Source organism: Arthrobacter sp. 260 (assembly GCF_013116745.1).
Lineage (GTDB): Bacteria > Actinomycetota > Actinomycetes > Actinomycetales > Micrococcaceae > Arthrobacter_D.
Window position 1 is genome coordinate 108249 of the sequence record NZ_JABFOE010000009.1, and the last position, 15445, is coordinate 123693.

The following is a 15445-nucleotide window of genomic DNA, read 5'->3' on the forward strand; positions in this document are numbered from 1 at the left end:
CCCTAGACCGCACCCCACCGGTCACCTGTAGATTGGAAAAGTGGATCTCACCGATCTCGGAGCATGGTCGCCGCTGTTCCATCCCCTGACTTTCATAGTCGTTGTCGTCGACGTGTTCATCCCTGCTGTGCCCTCCGAGTTCCTGGTGATCGCCTCGGGCACCATGGCGTCCGAGGGGACACTGCTCCTGCCCATCGCCCTGCTGACGGCCACGCTGGGAAGCTGGCTGGGCGACATCATCCTGTATCTGCTGTTCCGCAATCGGTTGACCTCGTGGCTGGACAAATTCAAATGGGGCCGTGCCGTCCACCGCAGCATCCGCACCGCAGTGGAAAAGGCGGGCAAGTCCCCCACCTACGCCGGTCTCATCGCCCTCAGATTCCTTCCCGCGGGCCGGACCGCCGGAGTCGCGGCGGCCGGGATCGCCAACCTTCCGTTGCGGCCCTTTCTCGCGTGCGCCGCCGTCGGCGGTATTCTATGGTCCTGCTGGTTGGTGATGTTGGGGTATGTCACCGATGCCACCACGGGCTTCCCGTTGTGGGTGAGTGCCCTCCTCGGAATGGGGGTAGGTACTCTGGTGGGACTTGTAATTGCTGCATTCCTCGCGCTCAAGCAACGCCGGAAGGGTAAGACAACTGATGAGCACCCCGACGCCGCCCACCCCCCGGCTGCCAGACAAACCGACTAGGTTGCCTGCCGGGACACCCGCGCCCAGCGGATCCGATGCACCAGCTGAGGCGCCCTCCCCCGTGCTGGAGCGGCTCCGTGCCGCGCGACCGAAAGAGGCCAGCCCAGCGGCGCCTTCCGACGACGCCAGACCCGGCAGCTCCCGCCCTACGCCACCACCTGCCACGGCAGCCAGTGCCTCCCCAGCTTCGATTTCCCCCGCTAGGACACCGCCCGAGACACCACGTGCAGCACCACCACATCCCGCACCGAAACCGGCCGGAGCGAAACCCACCCGCACGACGACGGCGGTGCGCGTGACGGCTTCCCGCGCAGCAGGGGGTGGGTCGTCAATGATCCGGCAGATCGGTTCCTGGGACCCGGATCTGGTGCGGCGGATCGTAGTCACCCTGGTGATTCTCGGCGCGACCCTGGGAACCGCACACGTCGCGGGCGCCTTCGGCGGACCGGACCTCCGGGAGGCTGCCCTGGGGACCTTTGACCCAGCCGCCACCCTGGTCTCGCCGGCCACCCCGGCCGCCTATGCCTGGCTGCTGATTGGTGTAGGCCTGATCGGGTACACCATCCACCAGTGGCTACCCGCCCATCACCGGAGCCCCCGGCACCGGGGGCTTGGCTGGATCGTGGCAGCCGCCGTCCTGCTGACCCTCGGCTGGGCGGTTGCCGTCCAGCGGGGCATGCCCACGATGAGCCTGGTCCTGATCTTCCTGCTGCTGGCCACGCTGCTGGCTTCCCTGCGCTGGCTTAACGACTACCCGGCGCAGACCCGGTCGGAAGGCCTCCTCGTGGACATACCGCTGGGCCTCTTTCTCGGCTGGACCGGCGTCACCGCGACCATGCACACCGCTGCGGTACTGACCATCCAGGGCGTTGACTGGTTGCAGTTCGGCGCCCAGCGCTGGGCGATCATCGGGGTGGTCCTGCTGACCCTCGCCGCGATGGCCGTGTGCATGACCGACCGGGGCCGGATCGCCGTCGCGCTCGCCGTCCTCTGGGGGCTGATCCTGATCGTTCCCGCGCGGCTGATCGGTGACCCCCAGTCGATCCCAGTGGCGTTCGCTGCCGGGCTGGGCGCGTTTTTGCTGATCATCTCCGCCGGATCGCGTCGTCACCGGGTGGACCACGCCTACCGCCGCGCGTTGCGGGCCCGCCAGATGGCTACAGTCGCTCCCATCGATTTCTTCGACGACGAAGAACCCGCAACGGCCCGACAGTAGCAACCCTCTCGACGGCGTGCCGCATGTTCACGGCCGCTTGCACGGCCTGACCGGCACCGGTCTCGTAGTCGGTTTCCTCCACCAGGAAACGCAGGGTGATCCGGGGAACCCCCGCGACCACATCGAGTTGCTTGGCCTCCACCAGGTGGGCTGCGCCAAGGGCCGTCTCCGCGGACTCCATCACGGCTCCGGGTGCGTGCCCTGGAAGGAGACCAAGGATGTCGAGTTGGGCGCGAAAGGAGGGCATGACCACAGTCTGCCATCGACGGCGCCGTCGGGTCCGGTCAGGCCTGCTTCAACGCCGATCTTGATGTGGAGCGGTCACAAGGTCTTCCGCGGACCCGATTCCGGACGCGTCGGGCACGAGTGCCGCTTTTCCCTCCGCTTTCGACGCGGCTGCGGCGCGGGCGCTGCCAGCCAGCAGTTCGTGCTGGTACGTCAACGGCTGCTGACGGTCGGCGGGGGCCACCGCCCTCAGGTCGTCCAGGGCCAGCCTTAGCCGTCTGGCCACCTGGGGGGAGCCCGACCCTGCGATCCGGATTTCGCCGAACCCGAGCCGGACGTACCCGTCCCAGAGCATGGTGGGGACCGTCAGCCGGAGGGTACCGCCGTCGTCGTCGTAGTGCCCCGAATGCAGGGGGCGGCGACTGATCTGCCGCAGGATGTCATGGATCCGGTCGATGGCCTGGACCGCCGTGGTGGGGTCTTCGAACGGCCCTGAGGATATACCCGCACCCGGGGAAGTACCGGTGTGGTGGGCTCTAGTTGATGGCAGAGAGCCCGGTGATGGCACGCCCGACAATCAGGGTGTTGATCTCGTAGGAGCCTTCGTAGGTGTAGATGGCTTCGGCGTCGGCGAAGATCTTGGCCATCCGGAAGTCGGTAGTGATGCCGTTCCCTCCGAGGATCCCTCGGCCCAGTGCCACTGTCTCACGCATCCGTGCCGTGGTGTACGCCTTGGCGAGTGCCGCTTGCGGCATGTCCCCGCCACCATCCTCCTGCAGCTGAGCGACCCGCGCCATCATTCCCAGGCTCGCCGTCGTGTTGCCGAGCATCCGCACCAGCTGGTCCTGCACCAGCTGGAACCCGGCGATGGGGCGGCCGAACTGGTGCCGTTCCACCGCGTACCGGCGGGCGACGTCGAACGCGGCAAGCTGCTGGCCCACCGCCTGCCACCCCACCAGGATCCGGGACCCACGGAGGAGCGTCCGGGTGTCAGCGAACGTGTTGATCCCCGCGAACCGGTCCGCTTCGGGGACCCGCACACCGTCCAGCACGATGTCAGCGTTCTGGACGGTACGCAGCGCGATCTTGTTCTCAATACGGGTCCTGGTCACTCCGGGCAGGGTGGCATCGAGGATGAACCCCCTGATGCTCCCGTCGGCGGTGTCCCGTGCCCACAGCAGCATGTAGTCGCAGAAGGTTCCGTTGCCGATCCACCGCTTGGCCCCATTGAGAATCCAGCTATCGCCGTCGCGGGTCGCGGTGGTGGCCAGGCCGCCAGCGACGTCGGAGCCGTGCAGGGGCTCGGTGAGCGCAAACGCGCCGGTGATTTTCAGGTCCATGGCGTCCTGCAGCAACCGCGCCTTCTGGTCCTCGGATCCGAACTCGTGCAGGGCCTCGACGAACAGGTCGTGGTGGACCATGAAGAAGGTCGCCAGTGACGTGTCAGCCCGGGTCATTTCGGCGATCACCATGCCACCGAACAGGTAGCTATACCCCTGCTGCACCGGGGTACTGAGATTCAGGGCGGCGAGCTTGGGCAGCACATCGATGGGGAACTCGGCACGGTTCCACCAGTCTTCGGCGGCCGGTGCCACCTCCTTGTCGAGGAAGTCCCGGACATCGGCGAGCTTGGCGCTCTCGGCCGGGCTGAGCAGGGACTCGAAGCCCATGAAGTCGGCGGTGGGGAGGGTGCTCTCCATTGAGCTGTTCCTTTCGTGGGCTGCGGGAGCAGCTATTTCGGTGCCATGCGGATGGCGCCGTCGAGGCGAATGGTCTCGCCGTTCAGCATCTGGTTCTGCACAATGTGGGAGACGAGGGCAGCGTATTCATCGGGGCGGCCGAGCCGGGACGGGTGCGGTACCTGGGCTCCCAGGGAGTCCTGTGCCTCCTGGGGAAGCCCCGCCATCATCGGGGTTTCGAAGATCCCCGGCGCGATGGTAACCACCCTGATCAGGGAGCGGGCGAGCTCCCGGGCGATTGGCAGGGTCATCGCCGCCACCGCCCCCTTGGACGCCGCGTAGGCTGGCTGGCCGATCTGGCCGTCGAACGCCGCCACCGACGCAGTGTTCACGATAACCCCGCGCTCCTGCGACCCGTCGGGCGGGCTGATCGGCTCGGTCACAGCGATCGCCGCCGCAGACAACCGGATCACATTGAAGGTGCCGATCAAATTGATGTTGATGACCCTGGCAAAGTCCTCCAGCGGGAGCACACCGTCACGTCCGAGGACCTTGCCGGGGGTGGCGATCCCCGCACAGTTGACGACGGTTCGGAGGGGGCCCAGCGCGACGGCGGTGTCGACGGCGGCCTGGACCTGCGCCGGATCGGTGACGTCTGCCGGGGCAAAAACGGCCCGGTCGCCGAGTTCGGCGGCAACCTCCGAGCCTGACGAGTGGGGCAGGTCGACGAGGACCACCGTCGCGCCCTCGTCATAGAGTTTCCTGGCGGTCGCCTGTCCCAACCCTGAGGCACCCCCGGTGATCAGGGCAACAGTGTTGGTGATGTCCATGGTGTCTCCTTGAGCTTCTTGGTGGGGTTGGCCGATCTGCAGGTAATCGGTGCGCAGCGTGAACCTGGTGCCCACCAAACATTACTGTGACCCAGCCCATACCGCATCCGGGGCCCACGGGGGTTGGCAGAGTGCTCAATACCGGCGCTGGGCCGTCCGGCTAGGGTGGAATTATGCTCACTTCGCGCCAGGATGACCCCGTCCACACGGCTGACCATCGTGCACGGGCTGCGGCGGAATCCGTCAGGTCCCGGTTCGGTCACCGCCTGTTCGGGCTTCCCTTTACCCATCTTGGAGCCGTGCACCACCCGCGGGAGGGTGCTGGCTCCCCCTGGCACTACTGGTGGCAGGCACATTACCTGGACGTCCTGGTGGACGAGACGCTCCGTGAGGCAGGGCAGGGATCGTCCCGCGCTGCGGACCGGTCTGCTCTCACGGCACGTCGGCTGCTGCGGGGAATCCGCCTGCGCAATGGGCTGCGGTGGACCAACTCCTACTACGACGACATGGCCTGGCTTGCCCTCGCCGTCGACCGGCTGGCCCAGGTCCGGGACGGAGGCGGACGAGCCCTGGCGTCGCTCGACAGGGCACTGTGCTCAGCTCACACCCCTGACCTGGGCGGCGGACTCTACTGGAATTCCTCCCGCGACTTCAAGAACACCCCGGCCACCGGTCCCGCCGCGTTGTTCTTCGCTCGCCGTGGACAGCCGGAGCGTGCGCAGGAGCTCGTGGACTGGCTCGGCGAGCGCCTGCGGGATGGCGCGACCGGTCTCTACCTGGACGGGATCAGGGTCAACGCCGGGCAAGAGACGGTGGTCCCGGATGTTTACACCTACAACCAGGGTCCGGTGCTGGGGGCACTGCTGGAACTCGGAGGGACGACCAACCTTGCCGACGCTGCGAACCTGGTGGCCGCCGTCGACAGCCAGCTGGCCTCGGAGGGTGTCCTACTGACCCACGGAGCCGGGGACGGCGGACTGTTCACCGGCATCCTTACCCGATATCTGGCCCTCGCAGCGCTGAGCCCCTTGCTCCCGGATTCCGCCCGGCGGACCGCCGCGACCCTGGTGACCGCGACGGCGGATGATCTCTGGTCCGGGCGAAGTGCCAACCCTTTCGAAGGTCGTCCCGGCGGTGGCCTTGACCTCTTGAGCTTCCCGACCGGGACGGGGGAGTCTGCCAGGTCCGACGGCGCCCAACTGTCCACGCAGTTGCAGGCCTGGATGATCCTTGAAGCCAGCTACCGGGTGACTGCCGGCGCCACCTGCCCGGCGGCGGACGGGCGTGGGTAGGCGAGCGCGCGGTGTTTGATCCCGATCGACACGCTCTCACCCCGCCGGGGCAGGTCGGGGGCTGCGATCCGCGCCCGCACCGTCGCCCCTGAGACAAGCTCCAGGCTGACCAGGGCGTCGTGGCCCGCGTAGGCAACGGAAGTGACTGTGGCATCGGACCCGCCGGAGGCGACCTGCAGCCATTCCGGCCGCAGCATCAGGGTAACCGGCGCCCCCTCCACCGGCTCGGTGCCGTCTGCGCTCTCTGCGTCCACCCGCCCGAGGCCGCACAGCACCTGCCCACCGCTCCAGTGGCCATCAAGTTCCACGGTGTCTCCCACAAATGCCGCAACCCAGCGGCTGACCGGGCGTTCGTACACCTCCCACGGCGTACCCCACTGCAGGATCCGGCCGTCGCGCATCACCGCTACATAGTCGGCGAGCGACAGCGCCTCTTCCTGATCGTGGGTGACGAGCAGACTGGTATTGCTTTGCCCGCGCAGCAGGTCGGCGACCTCGCGCCGTAGCGTCGAACGCAGCTGGGGGTCCAGTGCGGCGAAGGGCTCATCGAGGAGAATCAGGTCCGGGCGCGGAGCCAACGAGCGGGCCAGGGCCACCCGCTGCGCCTGGCCTCCCGAAAGCTGGGAGGGCGCGCGATCAATAAGGTCAGCCAGGCCCACCAGTGCGGCGAGATCGGTGATCCGGCCCGCCCGGTCAGGGCTCCGTCGAAGGCCGAACCCGATGTTTTCCCCCACCGACAGGTGAGGGAACAGGGATGCGTCCTGCGGGACCCAGCCGACGCCGCGCTTCTCGGGAGCCAGCTGGACGGTCGCGGAGGAGAGCAACTTCTCCCCAACCCGGATAGTGCCGCCGGCGGCCGGAAGCAGTCCGGCGATCGCCCGCAGCAGGGTGGTCTTGCCGCAGCCGCTCGGACCCAGCACGGCGGTCAGCGCACCCCGCGGGATCTGCAGGTTCACGCCGTCGAGCACGGCGGCGCTCCCATAGGTCACGCTCAGCCCTTCGATCGCTACCCAGCTCACAGATCCTCCTTCGCGACGCCCCGAAACCCGGACAGCACCACCGCGGGGACGGCGGCGAGCAGCACCAGGGTGGCCGCGTAGGGTGCGGCCGCCCCGAATTCGAACACTGTGGTGCGGGACCAGAGCTCGGTGGCGAGGGTTGCGGTGCCCGTGGGCCTCAGTAACAGCGTCGCAGGCAATTCTTTCATGACCGAGATGGCCACCAGCAGCGCACTGACGCCGATCCCGGGCAGCGCCAGCCGGGCGGTCACCCGCCACCACGACTGCAAGGGCGACAGCCCCAGCATCCGGGACACGTCCACCAGGTTTCCGGGGACTGCGGCGATCCCGCTGCGCATGGTGCCGATTGCCTTCGGCATGAACAGGACGGCGTAGCCAAAGACGAGCACCACCACCGTCTGGTAGAGGGCGGGGACGGCTGCGAGCGCGAAGAACACCAGGGACAGTCCCACCACGATTCCGGGCAGTGCGTGCCCAAGGAACCCCACCGCCTCGACCGCCGCGACCAGCCGTCCCCGGTAGCGGGCTGCCAGTACAGCGATCGGCAGGGCCAGCACCACTGCGGCGAGTGCACCGGCGACCGCGAGGCTCAGGGTGGCCCCGATGGCCTCGACGAGGCGGACGACGTCGATCTCGCGCAGCGTCTGGGCTTCCAGGAGGCGGCTCATCAGCCCGGCGACGGGAACGACGACGCTCACCACCGCAGCGCTGAGCACCAGTGCCAGGGCGACGGCCAGCCACCGGCCGGGACGGACCAGCGCTATCCTGCCCCGCCCGGTTCCCGTCGCAACCTGGCCACGGAACCTCTTCTCCCCGGCGACCACCGTGAGAGCCAGGACCACCAACATCAGGGCGAGCAGTGCTGCCTGGTTGCGGTCGAAGCTCGCGCCGTAGGCCGAGTTGATCCCCCAGGTCAGGGTCTGATACCTCAGCATGGAGACCAACCCGAAGTCGGAAAGGGTGTACAGGGCGACCAGCAGGGCACCGGCGGCAGCGGCGGGTCTGACCCGCGGCCACGTGGCAGCTCGGAAGGCGCCCCAGGGTCCACACCCCAGGGTGCGGGCCACCGCTTCGAGGTCCCCCGACGTCCCGCGGAGCGCGGCGGCGACCGGCAGGGTGACGTAGGGTGTGCAGACTGCGGCCATGATCAGCCAGCTCGCGAAGAACCCGTCTAGGGTCGGGACCCAGACCAGCCACCCGTACGCCGCGAGGTAGGACGGGACGGCGAGTGGCAGCGCTGAAATCAGGAGCATGGCGCGCGGCGCCGGAATGCGCACCCGGGTGAGTATCCAGGCCGACGCCGTTCCCACCACTAGGCAGGTCAGCGTGACCGCCGCCGCCAACAGCACTGAGTTCAGGGCCAGTTGCAGGACCCGCGCCCGCAGGAGGGTGTCGGCTAGTTCAGCGAACCCGGCGTCGGTGGTCCGTGCCACCAGGTAGACCAGGGGAATGGCAGCCGTCGCAGCGCACAGTCCCGCCAACACCACTAGCCAGGCCGGAGGAGCGGGCCGGGGCGCACGAACGGAACGTGCCTGCTCCTCGCTGGCACGTTCCGTTCGGGTGAGGGTCATTCGTGGGTCGCCTGCTGCCGGGTACTGATCAGGATCAGATCAGTCCATGCTTGCTGAGCAGCTCCTGGGTCTGCTCAAGCGATTCGAGGTCCGACAGGTCCAGGTCCGGGTTGACCAGCGAATCCAGTGCGGGCAGCCCCTCGGGTGCTTCGGCTCCTTCGGCCAGCGGGTACTCGAAGGTCTCCTCCACGAAGTACTGCTGGGCGTCGGCGGAGACGAGGAATTCGACGAACTCCAGGGCGTCGGCGTCCTGCCCGGCGTTGGAGAGGATCCCCGCTCCGGTCACGTTGACGATCGATCCGGGGTCGCCAGCCTCAGGGTAGGACAGCTGCGCGCGCATGTTCTCTTCCCCGGTTTCGGCGGCCTGGCGGAACCAGTAGTAGTGGTTGATCAGCCCGGTCTCGACTACTCCCTCGTTTACTGCGGTCAGGACGGCGCCGTTGTTCTCGAAGATTTGCGGGTCGTTCGCGGCCAACGCCGCTACCCACTCATCGGCGGCTTCCTCGCCCTTCAACACCCGGTAAGCGGTGATGAAGGCCTGGAAGCTCGCATTGGAGGGTGCGAAGCCTACCCTGCCGGACCATTCGGGATCGGTCAGCTCATCCACGGTGACCGGGACGTCGTCGGCCCCCAGTGCCTCGCCGTCGTACACGATGACGCGGGCGCGGCCCGTGACTCCCACCCAGCTGTCGTCGGTGGAGGTGAATCCGGCGGGGACGGCAGCGGTCACGTCCTCGGGCAGGGTGGTGAACAGGCCCGCGCTGCTGAGCGCGCCGAGCGCTCCGGCGTCCTGGGAGAGGAACACCTGGGCGGGGGTCTGTTCCCCTTCCTCCAGCAGGAGTGCACCCAGTTCGGCGGTGTTCCCGTAGCGCACGTCGACCTCGATGCCGCTGCTGGCTTCGAACTGATCGATGAGTGGCTGAATCAGCGCCTCGTCCCGCCCCGAGTAGAGGGTGAACGTGTTGTCGCTCTCCAGCTCGGTGGCGGCGGGCGAGGTGTCGGATTCGGCGGCAGGTTCGGTGGTCGATCCGCAGCCGACGAGGGCGAGGATGGTGGCACCGGCCGCGACGGCGGCAAATCTGTTGGTCATGGGGTTGGTCTCCAGGGGTGAACTTAGATGGGAACTAAGGATCACCTTACACCGCTGAGATGTCGAATTAGTCACGGAAATGTGACGTAATTATTCTGAAGCGTTGTGGAGGATTCAGGGCGCCTTCCGCTGCGGGTAGAGCGTCTCGTGACGGGCCAGCATCGCCACGAACTTCGCAATGTTCCGCTCTCTCGCCGCCTCGGTCTTGAGCTGGCCGAGCCGGAAAATCATCGCGTACCGGTTCTGGGAGGTCAGGACGTTGAACATCGCCTGCGCGTCAGGGTCAGCGGCAATTGCCTCCGCCAGGTCGGCGGGAACCTCCGCCGACGCCGGACCGGCGTAGGCCCGTTCCCACCGCCCGTCCGCTTTCGCCGCGGCGACGGCGTCGAGCCCGGCCTCCCTCATCCGTCCCTCAGCGGTCAGCCGTTCGATGTACCCAATGTTGCGCAGCGACCAGATACTGCGCGGACCCCGGGGCGTGAACCGCTGGAAGGTGCTTTCGTCGTCGCGCCGGCGGGCCTGACCGTCAATCCAGCCCACGCAGAGCGCCTCATCGAGGGCGGCTGCGTAAGTGAGCTCGGTGACCGACCCGCCCTTCTTGTGCAGGATCAGCCAGACACCGCCCGAGGTGGAGTGGTTGGCGTCCAGCCAGGCCTTCCACGCGTCAGTATTGGGCACCAGCAGTTCGGGCAGTTCGGCCTTCATGGGGCTACTGTAAACCCCTGTGCTCATCCCTACCCACGAACCTGGAGAACAACTGATGCTGCGGGTCCACCCCCTCCTCCATACCCCTGATCCAGGGCAGCTGGGCGCCGGTCTTGTCGCTCTCGGGCTGGCCCCGGCCTCCCAAGTGGGCGGGCGACTGGTGCTCGATGCCGGCGGCGGGCGGATCACCCTCTGCCCATCCGGGTCTGGCGGGGAACCGGTGACCCTGGAATTCGAAGTGGGGGACCTCAACGTCTTCGCCCAGCGCACCCGCGCGAGCGGCACCCCGGCGGAGGTAGTCAACGATCCCGACGGCGTCGCGAAAGTCCAGGTGTCAGCGCCCTCGCTTTCCTTCCATGCCGGGCTGGGCGAGCGGCAACTTCCCGCCGGCCCCGACCCGGCGCTGACCGTGGTGACAATCTGGCGTACGCCGGACACCGCTGGCGCCGCCGAGGTACTCGGCAATATCGGGGCGCGGGTGCGGGCCGGCACCCCTGCCGCCGGGGCCGTGGACTTCCTGGCGAAAAATGGCGGTGTGGTGGCCGTTCGGCAGGGACCGCGTCAGGGGTTCGAGGTGGTCTTTGAGTACGCGGGGGATCTGGCAGTGCTGGGCGAGAGGGTCGCGGCGGCCGACGTAACCGGGCGAGTCACCGGCGGCGACCGCCAGCTGACCGTTGAGCTCGGCGCCGGCCAGCAGGTCCGTGTGGTCGAACGCCCAATGGATGACCACGGTGTCGAGGCCTGGCGCTGAGGCAATACCCGAGGTTATGGCGGGGTCGCAGCCAAGGTCACGGGGCTGAAGCGATGCTCGCCGGGCTAACCCGGCGATGGCCCCGCCAGCACCCCGAGGCACCCTGCTGCGGGAGGTTGCGGACGTGTCACCAGATTCAGCCAATGGCCGAAGCGCAGCGCGCCGTCCGCCGTCGCGCCCGTGTCTGCTATAAAACAAAGGTATGAACGTTCGCACCCCAGACCCCAATCCCGGGTGGCTTTCGGAAGATGACCTCTACGAAGCCCGCCGCCGCCTGCCCATGGTGTACGTGGAGGCCATTCCGGTGCGCTGCGACTCACTCGGCTATGTGACCGAGGTGGGCCTGCTGCTGCAGGCCAACGACCAGGGCGAGATGGTCAGGACGTTCGTCTCCGGCCGGGTCATGTATCGGGAGACCATTCGCGCCGCCCTGGTCCGCCATCTGGAGAAGGACCTGGGCCCGTTTGCCCTCCCGCAGCTGCCGCCGTGCCCGGTCCCTTTCACTGTCGCCGAGTATTTCCCGTCGCCGTCCGAAACCGGGATGACCGACGACCGACAGCACGCCGTCGCCCTCGCCTACCTGATTCCCGTCACCGGCGAATGTCAGCCACGGCAGGACGCACTCGAGCTCTCCTGGATGACCCCCGATGAGGCGTTAAGCCCCGGGGTGCAAGCCGAGTTCTCCGGCGGACGCGGCGGGCTGCTCCGGCAGGCACTGGCCTACGCCGGTTGGGGACGCTAGGCGGTGATCGAATCCCGGAAACCGACGCGGGTGCGTCGGCTCAACGCCGAGGCCGTCGCCGCCGGTCACCACATCATTGGTCCCGCTGGCACTGAGGCGGCCGAAGTGGTCGAAACCGTCATCGAGACTGATGACTACGGGACTCCCGCTGTCGTCGTCGCGACGCTCGATTCAGGACAGACCCTGCGGATAGCCACGGGGTCGCAGGTGCAGGTTGCCGTCGACGAGCGTGAGGTCGCCGCTGGGTCCATCCCTGCCCAGGACGGCACACCCGAGGCCGTTATCGCGCATGTCGTGTCGGTGCATCCCGAAAGCGAGCACCTGCAGGGCATTGCTGAACGCCTCACCCGCGGAATGAACTTCAAGTCGGGGAGCAACCTTCAGGACGTGCACGACCTCGCGTTGAGCCTCCTGGTGGATTTCGCTGACGCCGCCAACGCCCGGCGGGTCTGCGACCTGCTCACCGAGCTGCCCTTCGACGGCAACTTCGGCCGCTGGAAGTGGATTGAGGGAGCGCTCGCGCTTGCGTCGTATCTGGCCTTCGACGACGGCGACGCGGACCGCGCGGACGCCTACTCGGCGTCGCTGCGGACCGCCGACGACGCCGAAACCGATCCGCTGAAGGCCAAGCTCGCGGCCGCCGTCCGGCAGCGCCAGCTCAACGCGCCGAACCTCTACGATCCGGAGATCAACCGGGCCGCTGCGGCCGGTGACACGAGGGCCGAGAAGGACTGGCGGGTGGTTCGCCTCACCGTCCTCCTGTACCTGCGCTCGCACGGCGGGTCGGAGACGTTGACTGCCGATGAGCTGGCCCGACGGATCCACAACGAACTGGTCGCAATCCGCGCACTGTAGGCTTTTTTCGCTCTGGAGCGGTAACACCCGCGGGAGTAGAGTGACGCCATGAATCACTCATCAGCCCCCGCAGCGGGCGTCGACACCGATTCCGGTGGCGGCGCCAATCCGCTGAGTGTCCACATCAACGCGGATGCCCGCCAGGTCTGGGTAATGCTCCGCGAACCGGCGAAAGTCGCGCAATGGCACGGCTGGGACTACGACGGCCTGGCGGAGGAAATCCGGCTCATCTACTTCTCCCCCGGTGTCGCTGAGGGCCCCGACCACCTCTCGCTGACCCTTGAGGACGGCGACACCTTCCGGTTGACGCCCGGCCCGGACGGCACCGAGGTGACCCTTGAACGGGGCCGGCCAGAACCCGGGTCGGACCTGTCGGACTGGTACGAGGACATCACCGAGGGCTGGATCTCCTTCCTTCAGCAGCTGCGGTTCGCGTTGGAACGCCACCCCAACACCAACCGTCACACCGCCTTCTTCTCCGGAAGCCCCGCTGACGGGCTGGCCATCGCGGATCGGGTGGGGGCCGCCGCTGTGGGTGACCCCGGCGACTCCTACGCCCTGACCCTGCCCGGCGGGCAGGAACTCACCGGCAGGGTGTGGTTCAGGACAGAACGCCAGCTCGGGCTCACCGTCGCGCAGTACGCCGAGCACGGTGACGGGCTCCTGATCCTTGCCGAGCAGCCGCTGACCGACGGCGTCCGTGACGAACCTTCGGCCATGGTGATCGCTTCGACCTACGAGCTGGGCGCCAGGGCCCTGCACGAGGTTTGGGACGGATGGGAAGCCGTGCGTCGCGACCACTACCCCAACGCCGACCCGCTGGTCACCTCCACCCTCGTCCGCAGGGGCAAGGCGGCCCCGTAAATGCTGGCAAAATGGGTTGGTGCCAACTGATACGCAGCAATCCTCGTTCTCCTTCACCGTCGACCAGCGCCTGAGCGACCCCACCGGCGGACCGCTGCACGGACGCACGGGCACCATCACCACCCCTCACGGGGAAATACGCACACCCGCGTTCATCGCCGTTGGCACAAAGGCTTCAGTCAAGGCGGTACTCCCCGAGTCCATGAAGGACCTCGGCGCGCAGGCCCTGCTGGCGAACGCCTACCATCTGTACCTGCAGCCCGGTCCGGAAGTCCTTGACGAGGCGGGCGGGCTGGGCCGCTTCATGAACTGGGACGGGCCCACGTTCACCGACTCCGGTGGTTTCCAGGTGATGAGCCTGGGCTCGGGGTTCAAGAAGGTGATCACCATGAACGTCGCCGACGCCGGCAGTTCCGACCATGCGGTGGCCGCCGGGAAGGAGCGGCTCGCCCACATTGACGACGACGGCGTGTGGTTCAAGTCCCACCTCAACGGAGACCGGCACCGGTTTACCCCCGAGATTTCGATGCGGGTACAACACCAGCTCGGCGCCGACATCATGTTCGCGTTCGATGAGCTCACCACCCTGATGAACTCCCGTGGCTACCAGGAGGAATCCCTGGAGCGCACCCGCCTGTGGGCCGAGCGCTGCCTGGCCGAACACGACCGGTTGACCGAAGAGCGTGTCGGGAAGCCATACCAGGCGCTGTTCGGCGTCATCCAGGGCGCCCAGTATGAGGATCTTCGCCGGAAGGCCTCCCGCGACCTTGGTGGCATGAACTTCGACGGGTTCGGCATCGGCGGAGCACTGGAGAAGGAAAACCTGGGGACGATCCTGGGCTGGTGCGCTGACGAACTGCCGGAAGACAAGCCGCGGCACCTGCTCGGGATATCGGAGCCGGATGACCTTTTCACGGGGATTGAGAACGGGGCCGACACCTTCGACTGCGTCTCCCCCACCCGCGTCGCCCGCAACTCGGCGTTCTACACCCCCGACGGACGGTGGAACCTGTCCAATGCCCGCTTCAAGAAGGACTTCACCCCACTGGTGGACGGGTGCGATTGCTACACCTGCACCAGCTACACCCGTGCCTACATCCACCACCTGTTCAAGGCCAAGGAAATGGTCTCGGCCACCCTCATCTCTATCCACAACGAACGCTTCATCGTGAAGCTGGTCGACGACGCCCGCGACGCCATCGAGGACGGCACCTTCTTCGACTTCAAGGCGGAGGTGCTGGGCCGCTACTACGCCTAGCTGCAGGCTCCGCCCCAGGAAAGTGGTCGGCGTGCAGGCTCCGTCACAGGAAAGTGGTCGGCGTGCAGATAAGTGGGCAGGCAACGGCAATCCTGCCCGGGCAGCACTTTCCTCCCTGACAACCGCCCCGCCGTGAGCCTTCCGACGGCACGGACGCGGCCCCACTGGTCCTCCACAGCCTCCCACCGCGCAGAGTTGTCCACATTCCGGGACCCGTCGGACCACTCGGATCAGGACCGGCGCATGCTGGCTGCATGAACACCCAGCGCCCACTCTGGCTAACGGAATCCGAGACTCCCTGGACCGCCGCGGAACTTGGTGACCGGTTGATCAGCGGTCGGCAGGTGGCGCGGCTGGTCCGAACCAGGCATGGCAACCATCGGCTGGACTTTGCCTGGCGCCAGTTACTCCTGGCCCTCGAGTTCGACGGCCGGATCAAATACTTCGCGTACGCGCCGACCAACCAGGAGCTCTTCGAGGAGCGCCGCCGGGAGAAGGCGCTGATGGAGGGCGGCTGGCAGTTCATTCGCATTGAATGGGGCGACCTGTTTCGGGAGGCCGAGCTCCGGCGACGGATTGCCTCCGCCTTGCAGCGGGCCAGCCAGCTCCACCGGAAAAGTGCTTGACCCGCAGACGAGTGGCCGCCCCACCACTCGTCTG

Annotated in this window: 17 protein-coding genes; 9 read left to right on the forward strand and 8 right to left on the reverse strand. The window is 67.4% G+C overall.

Annotated features, from left to right (window positions below; genetic code table 11):
* Positions 1-40 precede the first annotated feature (40 nt).
* Together HMI57_RS11695 and HMI57_RS11700 are read left to right on the forward strand one after the other, a co-directional pair.
* Complete coding sequence (locus HMI57_RS11695; RefSeq protein ID WP_318779092.1) at positions 41-688, forward strand: VTT domain-containing protein; 648 nt, start codon at positions 41-43, stop codon at positions 686-688.
* Between the two features lie 295 nt (positions 689-983).
* Positions 984-1904: a hypothetical protein gene (locus HMI57_RS11700; RefSeq protein WP_171586186.1), complete on the forward strand. Its 921-nt coding sequence runs from the start codon at positions 984-986 to the stop codon at positions 1902-1904.
* On the opposite strand, the gene HMI57_RS11705 is transcribed toward HMI57_RS11700, so the two are convergent.
* Genes HMI57_RS11705 through HMI57_RS11720 form a run of 4 tightly spaced genes read right to left on the reverse strand, consistent with a single transcriptional unit; the run spans position 1846 to position 4638 of the window.
* Complete coding sequence (locus HMI57_RS11705; protein ID WP_171586187.1) at positions 1846-2151, reverse strand: hypothetical protein; 306 nt, start codon at positions 2149-2151, stop codon at positions 1846-1848. The genes HMI57_RS11700 and HMI57_RS11705 overlap by 59 nt on opposite strands.
* Positions 2152-2199: 48 nt before the next feature.
* Positions 2200-2697: a DUF2254 family protein gene (locus HMI57_RS11710; protein WP_171586188.1), complete on the reverse strand. Its 498-nt coding sequence runs from the start codon at positions 2695-2697 to the stop codon at positions 2200-2202.
* Positions 2666-3829, reverse strand: coding sequence for an acyl-CoA dehydrogenase family protein (locus HMI57_RS11715; RefSeq protein ID WP_171586189.1), 1164 nt, complete (start codon positions 3827-3829; stop codon positions 2666-2668). Before HMI57_RS11715 ends, HMI57_RS11710 begins: the two co-directional genes overlap by 32 nt.
* 32 nt (positions 3830-3861) lie before the next feature.
* A complete protein-coding gene (locus HMI57_RS11720; protein WP_171586190.1) occupies positions 3862-4638 on the reverse strand; it encodes a 3-hydroxyacyl-CoA dehydrogenase in 777 nt (258 codons plus the stop codon).
* 173 nt (positions 4639-4811) lie between these two features.
* Between HMI57_RS11720 and HMI57_RS11725 the strand changes: the two genes are divergently transcribed.
* Complete coding sequence (locus tag HMI57_RS11725; RefSeq protein WP_171586191.1) at positions 4812-5930, forward strand: glycoside hydrolase family 76 protein; 1119 nt, start codon at positions 4812-4814, stop codon at positions 5928-5930.
* On the opposite strand, the gene HMI57_RS11730 is transcribed toward HMI57_RS11725, so the two are convergent.
* The 4 genes from HMI57_RS11730 to HMI57_RS11745 form a co-directional block, all read right to left on the reverse strand.
* Positions 5879-6949, reverse strand: a complete 1071-nt coding sequence (locus HMI57_RS11730) for an ATP-binding cassette domain-containing protein (RefSeq protein WP_171586192.1) — start codon at positions 6947-6949, stop codon at positions 5879-5881. The two genes, HMI57_RS11725 and HMI57_RS11730, sit on opposite strands and share 52 nt — an antisense overlap.
* The gene (locus HMI57_RS11735) at positions 6946-8520 is read right to left on the reverse strand and encodes an iron ABC transporter permease (protein WP_171586193.1); all 1575 of its coding nucleotides are present in this window, start codon (positions 8518-8520) and stop codon (positions 6946-6948) included. Before HMI57_RS11735 ends, HMI57_RS11730 begins: the two co-directional genes overlap by 4 nt.
* A 34-nt stretch (positions 8521-8554) precedes the next feature.
* Positions 8555-9610 carry an iron ABC transporter substrate-binding protein gene (locus HMI57_RS11740; protein ID WP_171586194.1) on the reverse strand — a complete coding sequence of 352 codons (1056 nt, stop codon included), beginning with the start codon at positions 9608-9610 and terminating at the stop codon, positions 8555-8557.
* Positions 9611-9724: 114 nt separating this feature from the next.
* The gene (locus tag HMI57_RS11745; protein ID WP_171586195.1) at positions 9725-10315 is read right to left on the reverse strand and encodes a YdeI/OmpD-associated family protein; all 591 of its coding nucleotides are present in this window, start codon (positions 10313-10315) and stop codon (positions 9725-9727) included.
* Positions 10316-10334: 19 nt separating this feature from the next.
* Between HMI57_RS11745 and HMI57_RS11750 the strand changes: the two genes are divergently transcribed.
* The 6 genes from HMI57_RS11750 (at position 10335) to HMI57_RS11775 (ending at position 15411) form a co-directional block, all read left to right on the forward strand.
* On the forward strand, positions 10335-11066 hold the full coding sequence (locus HMI57_RS11750) for a VOC family protein (RefSeq protein WP_171586196.1): 732 nt from the start codon (positions 10335-10337) through the stop codon (positions 11064-11066).
* A 202-nt stretch (positions 11067-11268) separates the two neighbouring features.
* A complete protein-coding gene (locus tag HMI57_RS11755) occupies positions 11269-11808 on the forward strand; it encodes an NUDIX hydrolase family protein (protein ID WP_171586197.1) in 540 nt (179 codons plus the stop codon).
* 3 nt (positions 11809-11811) lie between these two features.
* A complete protein-coding gene (locus HMI57_RS11760; RefSeq protein WP_171586198.1) occupies positions 11812-12663 on the forward strand; it encodes a DUF6707 family protein in 852 nt (283 codons plus the stop codon).
* 48 nt (positions 12664-12711) lie between these two features.
* Entirely contained in the window at positions 12712-13527 is an 816-nt protein-coding gene (locus HMI57_RS11765; protein WP_171586199.1) for an SRPBCC domain-containing protein, read from the forward strand.
* A 19-nt stretch (positions 13528-13546) separates the two neighbouring features.
* Positions 13547-14785 (forward strand): tRNA guanosine(34) transglycosylase Tgt, encoded by a 1239-nt coding sequence (gene tgt / locus HMI57_RS11770; RefSeq protein WP_171586200.1) that lies wholly within the window; start codon positions 13547-13549, stop codon positions 14783-14785.
* 254 nt (positions 14786-15039) lie between these two features.
* Positions 15040-15411, forward strand: coding sequence for a hypothetical protein (locus HMI57_RS11775; RefSeq protein ID WP_216607416.1), 372 nt, complete (start codon positions 15040-15042; stop codon positions 15409-15411).
* Positions 15412-15445: the final 34 nt, after the last annotated feature.

Coding starts and splice junctions, on each gene's coding strand:
- HMI57_RS11705 (WP_171586187.1), bottom strand. CDS start 2,151: ATGCCCTCCTTTCGCGCCCAACTCGACATCCTTGGTCTCCTTCCAGGG.
- HMI57_RS11715 (WP_171586189.1), bottom strand. CDS start 3,829: ATGGAGAGCACCCTCCCCACCGCCGACTTCATGGGCTTCGAGTCCCTG.
- HMI57_RS11720 (WP_171586190.1), bottom strand. CDS start 4,638: ATGGACATCACCAACACTGTTGCCCTGATCACCGGGGGTGCCTCAGGG.
- HMI57_RS11725 (WP_171586191.1), top strand. CDS start 4,812: ATGCTCACTTCGCGCCAGGATGACCCCGTCCACACGGCTGACCATCGT.
- HMI57_RS11735 (WP_171586193.1), bottom strand. CDS start 8,520: ATGACCCTCACCCGAACGGAACGTGCCAGCGAGGAGCAGGCACGTTCC.
- HMI57_RS11740 (WP_171586194.1), bottom strand. CDS start 9,610: ATGACCAACAGATTTGCCGCCGTCGCGGCCGGTGCCACCATCCTCGCC.
- HMI57_RS11745 (WP_171586195.1), bottom strand. CDS start 10,315: ATGAAGGCCGAACTGCCCGAACTGCTGGTGCCCAATACTGACGCGTGG.
- HMI57_RS11755 (WP_171586197.1), top strand. CDS start 11,269: ATGAACGTTCGCACCCCAGACCCCAATCCCGGGTGGCTTTCGGAAGAT.
- HMI57_RS11765 (WP_171586199.1), top strand. CDS start 12,712: ATGAATCACTCATCAGCCCCCGCAGCGGGCGTCGACACCGATTCCGGT.
- HMI57_RS11775 (WP_216607416.1), top strand. CDS start 15,040: ATGAACACCCAGCGCCCACTCTGGCTAACGGAATCCGAGACTCCCTGG.